This window comes from Pseudomonas sp. IPO3778 (genome assembly GCF_013386825.1).
GTDB lineage: Bacteria > Pseudomonadota > Gammaproteobacteria > Pseudomonadales > Pseudomonadaceae > Aquipseudomonas.
This window is the reverse complement of sequence record NZ_JACARC010000086.1, coordinates 1-14688: the sequence shown is the minus strand read 5'-3', so window position 1 is coordinate 14688 and position 14688 is coordinate 1. Positions and strand designations below refer to the sequence as shown.

General features: G+C 64.0%; 3 protein-coding genes. 1 reads left to right on the top strand and 2 read right to left on the bottom strand.

Going from position 1 to position 14688, the window contains the following annotated elements:
* Window positions 1–32: 32 nt before the first annotated feature.
* The gene (locus tag HX855_RS31210; protein WP_177091019.1) at window positions 33–12971 is read right to left on the bottom strand and encodes a non-ribosomal peptide synthetase; all 12939 of its coding nucleotides are present in this window, start codon (window positions 12969–12971) and stop codon (window positions 33–35) included.
* Window positions 12972–13032: 61 nt separating this feature from the next.
* Complete coding sequence (locus tag HX855_RS31205) at window positions 13033–13791, bottom strand: thioesterase II family protein (RefSeq protein WP_177091020.1); 759 nt, start codon at window positions 13789–13791, stop codon at window positions 13033–13035.
* 278 nt (window positions 13792–14069) lie between these two features.
* Here HX855_RS31205 and HX855_RS31200 point away from each other — a divergent pair, with 278 nt between their 5' ends.
* Window positions 14070–14621: an RNA polymerase factor sigma-70 gene (locus HX855_RS31200; RefSeq protein WP_177091022.1), complete on the top strand. Its 552-nt coding sequence runs from the start codon at window positions 14070–14072 to the stop codon at window positions 14619–14621.
* The last annotated feature ends 67 nt before the right edge of the window (window positions 14622–14688 follow it).

Here is a 14688-nt window from a genome sequence, read left to right as displayed (position 1 = left end):
CAGCAACGGATATGTACACAAGCCAATACAACCTACAACCCCTCCAGCTCCGCCATCAAATCACTCAACCGCCCCCCCTTCTCCGCACTGATCTCATTCACCGCCAGCCCCTCGATATACCCCGCCAACGCCTCCACCGTGCTGCACTCGAACATCGCCCGCAACGGCACATCCCGCTGCAACGTCTTCTGCACCCGTGAAGCAATCTGCGTGGCCAGCAAAGAATGCCCACCCAGTTCGAAGAAGTTGTCCTGCACCCCAACCCGCTCGACCTTGAGCACCTCGGCCCAAATCCCGGCCAACGTCTGCTCCAGCTCATTACGCGGCGCCAGATAATCCTGGCTCTGCAACTGACCGATTTCCAGCGCCGGCAACGCCTTGCGATCGAGCTTGCCGTTGGCATTCAGCGGCAAACGCTCGAGCCACAGCCAATGCAACGGCACCATGTACTCCGGCAGCTCGGCCCGCAGGCGTTGCTTGATGCGATCAAGGCGCTCACCCGGACTCAACAGCGCATCCGCCGCCACCAGGTAGCCCACCAGATGCTTGCCATTGACGCCCTCTTGCACCCCGACGGCCGCATCGCGAACCTCCGGCTGCTCATGCAGGCGCGCTTCGATTTCACCCAGTTCGATCCGGTAACCACGAATCTTCACCTGATGGTCGATGCGACCGACATATTCCAACACCCCATCACTGCGACGGCGGGCCAAATCCCCTGTTCGATACAACCGGTCCGCCCCAAATGGATTCGGCACAAACGCTTGCGCCGTGCGCAACGGGTCGCTGACATAACCACGCCCCACGCCGGTCCCGGCCACGCACAACTCGCCGACGGCGCCTTGGGGCACCAGCTCCAGCGCGCCGTCCAGCAGGTACAACCGGTTGTTGTCGGTCGGCGTACCGATCGGCAGGTAAGTGCTACGGGTCGACGCCAGGTCGACACGGAAGAACGCCACGTCATCCGAACATTCCGCCGGGCCATACGCATTGACCAGGCCAATTTCTGGATAACGCAGTAACCACTGTTGCGCCAGCTCCGGCGGCATCGCTTCACCCGTCGGCAGCATCCAGCGCAAGCCATCCAGACTGATCCGATCCTGGGCGAGCATGCCCTGGATCAGCGATGGCACGCTTTCCAGCACCGTGATGCCCTGGGCCTGGACGTGAGCCAGCAAGCCTTGGGGATCATGAGCAACGGTGTTCGGCACAATGTCCACCCGCGCCCCGAACAGCGGCGCGGCGAGGAACTGCCACACCGAGATATCGAAGCTTTGCGAAGCGGTCTGGGCAATCACGTCGTGCCCGGTCAATTGCAGGTACGGCACCTTGCTCAACTGGTTATTGAGCATGCCGCGCTGTTCCACCATCACGCCCTTGGGCAGGCCGGTGGAGCCCGAGGTGTAGATCACGTAGGCCAGGTTATCCGGGGCGCTGTAGATGCCCGGGTTCTCCTCTGAACCCACCAGTTCTTCCCACACCAACAGCTTCGGCCGCGCGCCACAGGCGAACGCTTCCAGCAACACCTGCGCCTGTTCGCGGCACGCCTCGGTGCACACCAGCAACGGCGTACGACTCAGGTCGATGATCCGGCTCAAGCGCTGGCTCGGCAGCCCCGGGTCCAGCGGCAAATAACCGGCGCCGGCCTTGAAGCTGCCGATGATCATCCCCAGCAAATCCAGGTTCCGCTCAGCCAGCAACGCCACCGGTTGATCCCGCCCGACACCGGCGGCAATCAGCGCATGCCCCAGGCGGTTGCTGCGCCGGTTCAGCTCGGCATAGCTCCACTGCTGATCCAGGCAACTGGCGGCGATCCGCTGTGGATGCTGTTGCACCTGCTCCTCGAACAGCTCGACGTAACTGCGTTCCAGCGGATACTCATACTCGCTCTGGTTGCAACCGTCCACCAGGAACGCACGCTCCTGCTCGCCAATCAGTGGCAGGTCGGCCATGTCGCCATGGAAGCCCTGCACCAGCGCCAGCAACAGGCGCTTGAATTCGCCGAGCATGCCCTGCACGGTGGTTTCATCGAAATAACGCTGGTCGTAGGACAGGTGCAAGCCCAGGTCATCGCCCGGATAGCACACGGCCGTCAACGGGAAGTTGGTGTGGGTACGCCCGGAATCCGAGGTGGCGTTCAGGCTTTGCGCACGGTCCAGCACCGAGACTTCCACCGGGGCGTTTTCGAACACAAACAGGCTGTCGAACAGCGGCTGGCCCTTGGGCAACTCGCTGTGCTCCTGGATGGTCACCAGCGGCAGGTACTCGTATTCGCGCAGTTGCATATTGCTGTCGAGCAGGCCGCTCAACCATTGGCGTACGCTGCACGGCTGGTCATCCTCGGGCAGTTTGACCCGCAAGGCGATGCTGTTGATAAACAGTCCGACGGTGCGCTGCATCTCGGGCATTTCCACCGGGCGCCCGGCCACGGTGACGCCGAACAGCACGTCGCGATCGCCGCTCAAGCGCCGCAGCACCAGGGCCCACGCCGCTTGGGCGAAGGTGTTCACCGTCAGTTGATGGGCCTGGGCCAGTTCGCGCAGTTGCGCGCCGTCGCGCACATCGAGGCGGGTGTAGCAGTCGCCCACCACCATGCCGCCGCTGTGGCCAGCATGTTCCCGCAGGAACGGCCGGTCGCTCGGGATCGGCGTGGTGCGCTCAAACCCTTGGAGGTTCTGCTGCCACCACTGACGCGCCTCGGCCAGGTTCTGGCGTTGCAGCCAGGCGATGTAATCGCGATAACGCGGTGGTGTTGCCAGTTGCGCCTCGCGGCCTTCGCCGAGGGCAATGTAGATGTCGAAGAAATCATTCATCAGCAGCGAGCGGCACCAGGCATCGATCAGGATGTGGTGGTTGCTCATCATGAACCAGTACCGAGCCTCGCCCACGCGGATCAGCCGCAGGTGGAACGGCGCCTGGTTGAGCAGATCGAAGCCGGCTTCACGCTCGCTTTTGAGCAGCGCTTGCAGACGGGGTTCCTGTTCACTTTCCGGCGCCTGGCTCCAGTCGAGGTACTCGATCGGCGTGCTGCCGGGCTTGTGGATAACTTGCAGCATGTCTTCGCCGACGTTCCAGCAGAACGAAGCGCGCAAGGCTTCGTGACGGGCAATCACCGCCTGCCAGGCCTGGGCGAAACGCTCGGGGTCGAGGGCGCTGTTGATGCGGTAGCGGTCCTGCATGTAGTAGAGGCCGGTGCCCGGTTCCAGCAGGGTATGCAGCAGCAAGCCTTCCTGCATCGGGGTCAACGGGTACACGTCTTCAATGACATTGGCCGGCACCGGCAGCGCGTCGAGTTGCCCTTGGGTGAGGTGCGCCAGCGGGAAGTCCGACGGCGTGAGGCCGCCCGCGTCTGGCTTGAGGCAATGTTCGATCAGGCTCTGCAACTCCGCCAGGTAAGCGTCCGCCAGTTCAGTGATGGTCTGGCTGTCATGGCGCTCGCGGCTGAAGGTCCAGCGCAGCACCAGCTCACCGCCGTACACCTGGCTGTCGACGCTGAGTTCGTTGGGCAACGGCGCGTCCGGGTCATGGGCGATGCCGGCAAACTCGTCCAGCGGGTGGAACAGCGCGTCGGCGCCAAAGCTCTGGTCGAACTGGCCAAGGTAGTTGAAGGTGATGCTGGCCGTCGGCAAAGCGGCCATGGTCTGGCGGCACAGGTCGTCGGCCAGGTAGCGCAGCACGCCATACCCCAACCCTTTGTGAGGCACGCCGCGCAGTTGCTCCTTGATCGCCTTGATCGAGGCGCCCTGCCCGGCCGCTTCTTCGATGTGCAGCGGGGTCAGGCGCAGCGGGTAGGCGCTGGTGAACCAGCCGACGCTGCGGGTCAGGTCGATCTCGTCGAACAGGGTTTCGCGGCCGTGGCCTTCCAGCTGGATCAGGGCCGAGGCGTGGCCACTCCAGCGGCACAACACACGGGCCAGGGCGCTCAGCAGCAAATCGTTGACCTGGGTGCGGTAGGCGCTCGGCGCCTGCTGCAACAGCTGGCGGGTGCGCTCGGCATCCAGGCGCACGCTGACGGTATCGGCGTCGCGATTGCGCAGCGAACCTTGCGGGCGATCCACCGGTAATTCAACGGCGGGACCGGCCAACTGCTGCTGCCACACGTCCAGTTCTTCACGCAGGGATTCGCTGCCGGCATACGCCTGCAACCGTGCCGCCCAGTCGCGCAAGGCGCTGGTCTTGGCCGGCAGGCTGACGGGTTGGCCATCGCTCAACTGGCGATACACAGTCTGCAAATCTTCCAGCAACACGCGCCAGGAAACGCCGTCCACCACCAGGTGATGGATCGCAATCAGCAGGCGACGCTGGCCTTGCGGGCCGTCCACCAGCAGGGCACGCAACAGCGGGCCATGGGCAAGGTTGAGGCTGCGTTGGGTGTCGGTGAACAGCGCTTGGCACTGCTCCATGTCCGCCACCTGGGCCTGCAACAGCAAGCCGCCTTCCGGTACCGCCAAGTGTTCGGCGTGCCATTGGGCGTCGCGCTGGGTGAAGCTCAGGCGCAGGGCGTCGTGGTGCTCCAGCACCGCAAGCAGCGCCTGTTCCAGGCGATGGGGCTCGAGGGGCTGCGCTGGCTCCAACAACAAGGCCTGGTTCCAGTGTTGGCGCTCGGGAATGTCGGTGTCGAAGAACCAGTGCTGGATGGGTGTCAGCCCGGACGCGCCGGTCAACACGCCTTGTTCGGCGATGATCTGCTCGGTGCGGGTCGCCACGGCGGTCAGGGTCTGTACGGTCTGGTGCTGGAACAGATCACGCGGGCTGAAATGAATCCCCGCCTGCCGTGCCCGGCTGACCACCTGGATCGACAGAATCGAGTCGCCCCCCAGTTCGAAGAAGTTATCGTCGAGGCCCACCTGTTGCACGTTAAGCACCGCGCACCAGATGGCGGCCAGGGTTTGCTCCAGTTCGTTGCGCGGGGCCACATACTGTTGACGATTGGCCTCGGGGTCCGGCTGCGGCAAGGCGCGGCGGTCGAGTTTGCCGTTGGCAGTCAGCGGCATGCTGTCGAGCACGATCAAGTGCGCGGGCACCATGTAGTCCGGCAGTTGGGCTTTCATGTGGGCCTTGAGGGATTCACGCAACGCGCCCTGTTCTGCATCGCTGACCAGGTAGGCCACCAACTGTTTGCCGCTTGGAGAATCCAGCGCCAACACCACCGCTTCACGCACCGCTGCGTGTTCCAGCAGGCGGGTTTCAATTTCCCCCAGTTCGATACGGAACCCGCGAATTTTCACCTGGTGGTCAATACGGCCGAGGTACTCCACCAGGCCATCGGCACGCTGGCGCACCAGGTCGCCGGTGCGATACAGCCGACCACCGTTCGTGGCAAACGGATCGGCCACAAACCGCTCCGCCGTCATGCCCGGACGCTGGTGATAACCCTGGGCCAGGCCCGCACCGCCGACGTACAACTCACCGGTGGCGCCTTGCGGAACCAGGGCCAAATCCGCGTCCAGAATGTAGGCCACGCGCGCGCCGATGATGCTGCCGATCGGCACGCTGCCGGCGCCCTCTTCCAGGGTGTCCGGGGCCAGGCTGGCCAGCGGCATCACCACCGTTTCAGTCGGGCCATACGCGTTGAAAAACAGCGCCGGCTTGAACGCGGCGCGGATGCGTTGCAGGTGTTCACCGGTCAAGGCTTCGCCGCCGGTGATGCACATGCGCACCGGCAGGGTTTGATTTTGCGTGGCCAGCCATTGCGCCAACTGGCTGCCGTAGCTCGGGGTGAAGCCGAGGATATTGATGCGGTGCTGACGGATCAGCCCGCAGATTTCTTCGGCATCCCATTGGCCCTGGGCCCGCAAAACCACCTGGGCGCCGCTGAGCAGCGGCACCAGCAGACGCTCGGTGGCCGCGTCAAAGTTGATGGAATAGAAATGCAGCTCGCAGTCATCCGGGCGCATGCCGAAGCGCTCGATCACCGCCTGGCAATGCATGGCGATTTCACCGTGGGACACCACCACGCCCTTGGGCTTGCCGGTGGAACCGGAGGTGTAGATCAGGTACGCCTGGTGTTGCGGCAGGCTGATGAAAGGCAACTCGCTGGCCGGGTAGTCGGCCAGGGTCGGCAGGTCATCTTCCAGGCACCAGCGGCCCACGCTGGCGGGCAATTCGCCCAGTGCGGCGAACATCGCCGCGTCGCTGAGCAGCAGGCCGATGCCACTGTCTTCAATCATGTAGTGCAGGCGGTCCAGCGGGTATTCCGGGTCCAGTGGCACATAGGCGCCGCCGGCCTTGAGGATTGCCAGCAGGCCGACGACCATCTCCAGCGAACGCGGCAGCGCCAGGCCCACACGCACCTGCGGGCCCACACCGCGCTCGCGCAGCATCCAGGCCAGGCGGTTGGCGCGGCCGTCGAGTTCGCTGTAGCTCAGGGTCTGCCCGGCAAAGGTCAACGCAGGGGCATCCGGACGGGCAAGAGCCTGCTCGCTGAACAGGTGATGGATGCACTGGTCGAGGCGATGCTCACCCGCTTCAATGCCGAGGCTGTCTTGCAAGGAGCGCTGTTCGGCGGCTTCCAGCAATGGCAACTCACTCAGGCGTTGTTGCGGATCGGCCAGCAAGGCTTCCAGCAGGTTTTGCCAATGCGCGGCCATGCGGGCAATACGCGGCTCGTCGAACAGATCGGTGCTGTAGGTCAGGCAGCAACCCAGGCGATGGTCGAGGTCGGTGACTTCCAGGTTCAGGTCGAACTTGGTGGCGCGGGCATCATTGGCCAGATACTCGACGGTCATCCCGGCCAGGGTGCGGCTTTGCTGGAACTCCCAGCGCTGCACGTTGCACATCACCTGGAACAACGGGTTGTACGCCGCACTGCGAGGGGGTTGCAGGGCTTCCACCAAGTGGTCGAACGGCAGGTCTTGATGAGACTGGCCCTCGATCACGGTGTGACGCACCTGGTCGAACAATTCGCCGACGCTCATCTGCCCGTTGAGCTGGCAACGCAGCACCTGGGTGTTGAGGAACGCGCCGATCAGCCCTTCGCTTTCCGGGCGAATCCGGTTGGCCACCGGCGCCCCGATGCGCAGGTCGGTCTGGCCGCTGTAGCGGTACAGCAACACGGCGAGGGTGGCGGTCATGGTCATGAACAGGGTCAGGCCGCGTTCGGCGTTGAAGGCACGCACGCGGTTGGCAAGGTCATCGCTCAAATCGAAACGGTACAGCTCGCCCTGATGACTTTGCACCGGTGGCCGCGGACGGTCCCCCGGCAGTTCCAGCAGCGGATGCTCAGTGCCCAGTTGCGCGGTCCAGTAATCCAGCTGGCGCTGGCGCTCGCCGGATTCCAGCCACTGGCGTTGCCACACGCTGTAGTCGAGGTACTGCACCGGGAGCGGCGCCAGTGGCGATTCGCGGTCGTCGATAAAGGCTTCGTACAACGCGCTGAGTTCACGGGCAAAGATGTCCATGGCCCAGCCTTCGGTGACGATATGGTGCAGGGTCAGCACCAGGTAATGCTCCTGCTCGCCGGCCTTGACCAGGCAGGCCCGCAGCAGCGGCCCGGTTTCCAGGTTGAAAGGCGTGTGGGCTTCATGGTCCGCCAGTTGCTGCACACGGAGGTGGCGCTCGGGGTCATTGAACGCCGAGAAGTCCTGCCAATCCATGCGTACGCCGGTTTGCGCCGCAACTTTTTGCTGTGCCACACCGTTGATGCTCGGGAAGGTGGTGCGCAGGGTTTCATGACGCAGGATCAAGGCCTGCAACGCCGCCTCGAACCGCCCCACGTCCAGCACGCCACGCAGCCGCGCCATGCCGCCGACGTTATACGCCGGGCTGTCCGGTTCCATCTGCCACAGGAACCACATGCGCTGCTGGGAATAGGACAGCGGCACCGGCTGGCTGCGGTCGACCTTGCCGATGGCCCGTTGTTGATTGCGTTGGCCCGAGGCCTGGATCAGCCGGACCTGCTCGGCGAACGCCCCCAGCTCGCTGGCTTCGAACAGCGTGCGCAGCGGCAACTCGACGTCGCAGGCCTGGCGGGTGCGGGAGATGATTTGCGTGGCCAGCAACGAATGGCCGCCGAGGGCGAAAAAGTCATCCCGCAGGCCGATGCGTGGCAGGGCCAGGACTTCACGCCAGATCCCGGCGATTTGCTGTTCCAGCGCCGTTTCAGGTTCGACGTGTTCACGCACCTGCCACACCGGTTCCGGCAAGGCGCGGCGATCCAGTTTGCCGCTGGGGCTCAGGGGCATCACGTCCAGGCGCATCAATTGCGCCGGCACCATGTATTCCGGCAGCTCGGCGGCCAGGGCGGTTTTTACCTCCTGTTCATCCAGCGGTTCGTGGGCGGTGTAGTAACCGATCAGTTGCGCACCGGCAGCGGTTTCGCGCACCAGCACCACCGCTTGGGCGATGCCGTCGAGTGCCAATAGGCGGCCTTCGATTTCTTCCGGTTCGACCCGGAAGCCGCGCAGCTTCACCTGCTGATCCAGGCGCCCGAGGTATTCCAGCACACCGCCGGCATTCCAACGCACACGGTCACCGGTGCGGTACAGGCGTGCGCCAGCCTCGCCCAGTGGGTCGGCGACAAACCGTTCAGCGGTCAGCCCCGCACGCCCGAGGTAGCCCCGCGCCAGGCCGATACCGCCAATGCACAATTCACCCGGCACACCCGCTGGCAGCAGGTTGAACTGATCATCCAGCACCCGGCAAATCACATTGCCCAGCGGCCGGCCAATCGGCGAACGCTCGCCGTCATCCGCCTGGCAATGCCAGTGCGTCACGTTGATCGCGGTTTCCGTCGGGCCATACCGGTTGTGCAACTGCACCGCCGGCCACTGCGCCAGCACCCGGTTGCGCAACTCGGCAGGCAACGCTTCGCCGCCGGAGAACAGGCGGCGCAGGCTGGTGCATTCGGCCGCCAAAGGCTCATCGACAAACAGCTGCAACAGCGGCGGCACAAAGTGCAGCGTGGTCACGCCGTGCTCCTGTACCAACTGGGCAATGCGATGGGGATCACGATGCTCGCCAGGGCCGGCCAGTACCAGACGGCAACCGGTAACCAGCGGCCAGAAGCATTCCCACACCGACACGTCGAAACTGATGGGCGCTTTTTGCATCAGCACATCGGTTTCATCCAGCGGGTAAGTCGCTTGCATCCACTGCAAACGCTCGGCCAGCGCGGCATGGGTGTTGCCCACGCCTTTGGGCTGGCCGGTGGAGCCGGAGGTGTAGATCACGTAGGCGAGGTTGTCGCCATTCAGGTGCAGGCCCGGTGCGTGGGTTGGCCAGCTGTCGAGTTTGAGGCTGTCCATGGCGATGACGCACACGCCTTCAGCCGTGGGCAGTTGTTCCAGCAGCGACGTCTGGGTCAGCAGCAGTTGTACGCCGCTGTCCTTGAGCATGTAGGCCAGGCGCTCGGTCGGGTAATCCGGGTCCAGGGGCACGTAGGCGCCGCCGGCCTTGAGGATCGCCAGCAGGCCGATCAGCAGTTGCGGCGAGCGCTCGGCGGCAATGGCCACGCACACGTCCGGGCCGACGCCCTTGTCCCGCAGGTAATGGGCCAGGCGGTTGGCCTGGGTGTGCAGTTGGGCGAAGGACAGGCTGCCGTCCTGCCACACCAGCGCGGTGCGTTCCGAGACCTGTTGGTTGAGTTGTTCCGGCAGCCACTGCTGCGCCGCCGCGCAAGGTGCAGCGCTCCACTGGTGTTGCTGCGTGTGCTCGTCGTCATGCAGCAGTTTCAAGTCGCCGATGGCCTGTTGCGGTTGTTCGCAGGCGGCTTGCAGCAAGTTGATGAAGTGCCCGGCCAGACGCTCGATAGTAGCGGCGTCGAACAGTTCGTCGGCGTAGTCGAAGGACAGGCTCAGGCGCCCGTTACGGTCTTCTTCGCTGTGCAGTTGCAGGTCGAACTTGGCCTCGCGGCTGTGCCATGGCAGCTCGTCGGCGAGCAGGCCCGGCAGGCGGCGCAAGGCACTGAGGTCGCGTTGCTGGTGGTTGAACATTACCTGGAACAGGCCTTGCTCCCGGGCTTGCGGGAAGGCTTCCAGCAACTGCTCGAACGGCAGGTCCTGATGGGCCTGGGCACCGAGGGCGGTGGTTCGCGTCGCAGCCAGCAACTCGGTGAAGGGCAGGCGTGCATCCAGTTCGGCGCGCAGTACAAGAGTGTTGATAAAGAACCCGATCAGGCCCTGGGTTTCCTGGCGCGGACGGTTGGCGTTGGGCACGCCGATGCGGATATCGCGCTGTCCGCTGTAGCGATGGAGCAGGCTCTGGAACGCGGCGAGCAACAGCATGAACGGGGTGGATTCGTGAGTTTGGGCGGTCTTGCGAATGGCTTCGCCGAGGCTCGCACTCACCCGCACGCTGTGGCGTGAAGCACTGCGTACCGTTTGAGCCGAACGCGGGTGATCGGTGGCCAGGCTCAGGGTCGGGTGTTCGTCGCCAAGCTGTGCTTTCCAGTAAGCCAGTTGCCGCTGGCTCTCGCCTTCAGCCAGCCACTGGCGCTGCCAGCTGCCGTAGTCGGCGTATTGCAGGGCCAGCGCCGGCAGCTCAAGGGTTTGGCCTTGGGACGCTGCGGCATACAGGCGCGAGAATTCGTCGATCAATACTGTGAGCGACCAACCGTCCGCGATGATGTGGTGCAGCGTCACCAGCAACTGGTGGTCTTCGTCATCCAGGCGCACCAGCGTTACCCACAGCAGCGGGCCTTTCTCCAGGTCGAACTGGGTGCGGGCTTCGTCTTCGCGGACCTGGTTCGCGCGGGCTTCGCGCTCGGCGGCAGGCAGGTCGCTGAGGTCGATGACTTGCAGCTCGAAATCAACCGTGGCGTCGACCCGCTGGAAGCCTTGGCCATCGCGCTCAAAGAAGCGCGTGCGCAAGGCTTCGTGGCGCTGGATCAGTTGCTGGAAGCTCACGCGCACCGCGTCTTCGTCCAACTCGCCGCGCAAACGCAGGCCGCCGGGGATGGTGTAGGCGCTGCTGTGGGGATCCAGTTGCCAGGTGATCCACAGGCGGTTTTGCGCCAGGGATTGCGGCAGGTCGTCCTGGCGCGACAGGGCATGGATCGCGCCTTGGGCCACACCGCCGTCCTGCTGCAAGTGCGCGACGCTGGCGGCGAAGGCAGCCAGGGTTGGCGCTTCGAACAACAGGCGCAGGTTCAGCTCCAGGCCAAGGGTTTCCCGCAGCCGGGCGACCACCTGAGTGGCGCTGATGGAGTTGCCCCCCAGCAGAAAGAAGTGATCGTCGGCAGCGACTTGCGCCACCTGCAATTGCTCGCACCAGATCGCGGCAATCTGGCTGTGCAGTTCGGATTCCAGCGCCGCATCACCGGCCTGGGCCTGCACGCCGGGGAACTGCGCATAACTGTCGAGACTGCCATCCGCCAGGCGCGTGCGGCAAGCCGAACGCTGCACCTTGCCGCTGGAGGTTTTCGGCAAGCCACCGGGATTGAGCAACACCACCACGCTCGGGGCTTCCTGGCAGGCTTCGGCCACCGCTTGGCGGATCGCCTTGATCAACGCTTCGGGCGGCAGGATTTTTTGCACGCTGCGGCTGATTTCCGCGGCGATGCCGATGCCTTCCTGGCCCTGGTCATTCACCGCGAACGCTGCGACCCGGCCCTTGCGCACCACTTCCACTTCGCGCTCGATGGCTTGCTCGATGTCCTGGGGGTACAGGTTGTGGCCCCGCACGATCAACAGGTCTTTCAGGCGGCCAGTGATGAACACTTCACCTTCGCGGATAAAACCCAGGTCGCCGGTTCGCAGCCAGGTGCGGCCAGCGTGCTGAACGAACGTCTGGGCGGTGGCTTGCGGGTTGCGCCAGTAACCGTGGGCGATGCTCGGGCCGGCGGCCCAGATTTCACCCACGGCATTGTCGGGGAGCGTCATCAGGGTGGCGGGGTCGGCAATCAACACGGCATGTTCAGGCTGGTGGGTGCCGCAACTCATGATCGCCGCGCCCTGCCCCGGCTCGGCGCGGTTGGCGGCCAGGGCCTTTTCGTCCAGGCGCAGGGCCGGGATGCCGTGACCACGGGTGCCGCCGGCAACAAACAGCGTGGCTTCGGCCAACCCGTAGGAGGCGAAGAAATTGTTCGGGGTGAAACCGCAGGCGGCGAACTTCTCGGCGAAGCGTTCCAGGGTATCGAGGCGGATCGGCTCCGAACCGGAATACGCCACGCGCCACTTGCTCAAGTCCAGGCGCTCCAGGGCCGAATCACTGACCCGCTCGCTGCACAAGCGATAGGCAAAATCCGGCCCGCCGCTGATGGTGCCGCCGTATTCGCTGATCGCTTCCAGCCAGCGCAATGGCCGGCCGAGGAAGTACGCCGGCGACATCAATACGCACGGCACGCCGCTGAAAATCGGCTGCAGCAGGCCGCCGATCAGGCCCATGTCGTGGTACAGCGGCAGCCAGCTGACGATCACGTCGTCGGGGTTCAGATCGATGCCAAAACCCCGGCGAATCAGCAGCTCGTTGGCCACCAGGTTGCCGTGGGTGACTTGCACGCCCTTGGGCAACGCGGTGGAGCCTGAGGTGTATTGCAGGAAGGCGATGTCATCGTCCGCCAGGTTCGGGGCTGCCCAGTCGGTGGCGATGTCGGCGCTCAGCTCGTCCACGCACAACAACTGAGGCGCGCCTTCCAACGGTGCCAGCGAGTCGCCAAGGCTGGCGATGGTCAGCAGCAACCGGGGCTCGGCGTCTGCGATGATCGACAGCAGCCGTTCCTGGTGATGACGGCGAGTGGACTCCGGCGGATACGCCGGCACCGCGATGATCCCCGCGTACAGGCAACCAAAAAACGCCGCGACATAATCCGGCCCGCTGGGGAACAACAGCACCGCGCGATCACCCAGGCCGGCGTTGGCCTGCAAGGCGGCGGCGATGGTGCGGGCGCGCAGGTCCAGGTCACGGTAACTGAGGACGACGCTCTGCTCGGCTGTCTCGGCAAGAAAGCGTAAGGCCAGTTGATCCGGGGTTTGCTCGGCGCGACGTTGAAGAGACTGGACCAGGGTGCGGGGAAGTTCGAAGGCGTCCATCATGGGGTTCCTGCCTGAAATCGGCTTACGGGGAAATCGGGGAATGTGTGGCGGGCGGGCTTGTTCAGCCAATCGCCCGGGCCATCTGCCGCGCTGCGCTACTGCGCCAGCGGGCCAGGTGTTCGTCGGCGTAACGCCGCACACAGCGCAGTACAGAACTCTCGTGCTGCACCAGGAAGAAGTGGTGACCGTCGAACATGTCGAGGGAGAAACCGCTGGCGGTGTCTTGCTGCCAGTCCAGCAGTTGATCGGCGCGCACGGTGTCCTGCTTGCCGCCAAACACATGGATCGGCAGGCTCAGGGGCTCGCGCCGGCCGTACTCGAAACTGCCGCACAGCAGGAAGTCGGCCCGCAGGATCGGCAGCATCAACTGCATCAATTCGGCATTGGCCAGCACCTCTTCGCCGGTGCCCTTGAGCTCACGCAGGCGGGCGACCAGTTGTTCGTCGTTTTTCTCGATGGCGTATTCGCTCACATCCCGACGGGCCGGGCCGGCGGTGCCCGACGCGAACAGCGCCAGGGGCTGCGGCACATCCCGTTCGCGCAGGGCATGGGCCAGCTCGAACGCCAGCAGGCCGCCGAGGCTGTGGCCGAACAGGGCGTAGGGGGCGTCGAGCTCGGCGCTGATTTCATCGGCCAGTTGCTCGGCCAAGGCCTTGATGTCGCGCTGCAGTGGCTCGTCCATACGCATGCCACGCCCCGGCAACTCCAGCGGCCGCACCTGCAACCACTCGGGCAGCACCCGCCGCCAGCGGCTGTAGACCATGGCACTGGCGCCGGAGTAAGGCAGGCAAAACAGGCGTAATCGAGCGGGGGTGTTCATTGCAGACCACTCCCGCTCACACGATAAAAACCCATTTTGTCCTCCTCCAGGTGCTGATCCTTGGCCGGCTTGTTAACTGGCCTGTCATCCATGAGAACGGATGGCATCTGGAAATAATTAGTCAGCGAGACGCGGTTCACACCTCTCGATAATGCATAAGATTAGTTCGTCTTCTCATTTGACAATCATTATCATTAAGCATAATTTGTTGCCCGATGTGTAGGAGGCCTCAGCAAGGACGCCCTCCCCCAACCTTCTCTTGCAACAAGGTGATTTCCATGACGGAACAAGTATCCACAGGCAGGTGCGACTCACCCCTACTCCAGGCCTTTGTTGATAACCGGCTGATCCTGGTCAAGATCGCTGCGCGTATTACCGGCTGTCGCTCCCGTGCCGAAGATGTGGTGCAAGACGCCTACTTCCGGTTGCAATCGGCGCCAAGCATCACGTCATCGTTCAAAGCGCAGCTCAGTTACCTGTTTCAGATCGTGCGTAATCTGGCTATTGATCACTACCGCAAGCAGGCGCTGGAATTGAAATACTCCGGCACTGAAGAGGAAGGGTTGAATGTGGTTATTCACGGGGCTTCACCTGAGACGTCGCACATCAACTTTTCTACGTTGGAAAATATTGCGGATGCGTTGACGGAGTTGCCTCAGCGCACGCGGTATGCGTTTGAGATGTACCGGTTGCATGGGGTGCCGCAGAAGGACATTGCCAAGGAGTTGGGGGTGTCGCCGACGCTGGTGAACTTTATGATTCGGGATGCGTTGGTGCATTGTCGCAAGGTGTCTGGGACCCATAGCGACACGTTTGCGCGGCGGGTTTGATTGTTTGGGGGCTGGGTACATATCCGTTGCTGCGGTAACGGCCGCTATGGGTTCCGCTCTTACAGCG

Excerpts from the sequence above, each read along its gene's own strand:
- HX855_RS31210 (WP_177091019.1), bottom strand. The coding sequence starts at position 12,971 with ATGATGGACGCCTTCGAACTTCCCCGCACCCTGGTCCAGTCTCTTCAA.
- HX855_RS31205 (WP_177091020.1), bottom strand. The coding sequence starts at position 13,791 with ATGAACACCCCCGCTCGATTACGCCTGTTTTGCCTGCCTTACTCCGGC.
- HX855_RS31200 (WP_177091022.1), top strand. The coding sequence starts at position 14,070 with ATGACGGAACAAGTATCCACAGGCAGGTGCGACTCACCCCTACTCCAG.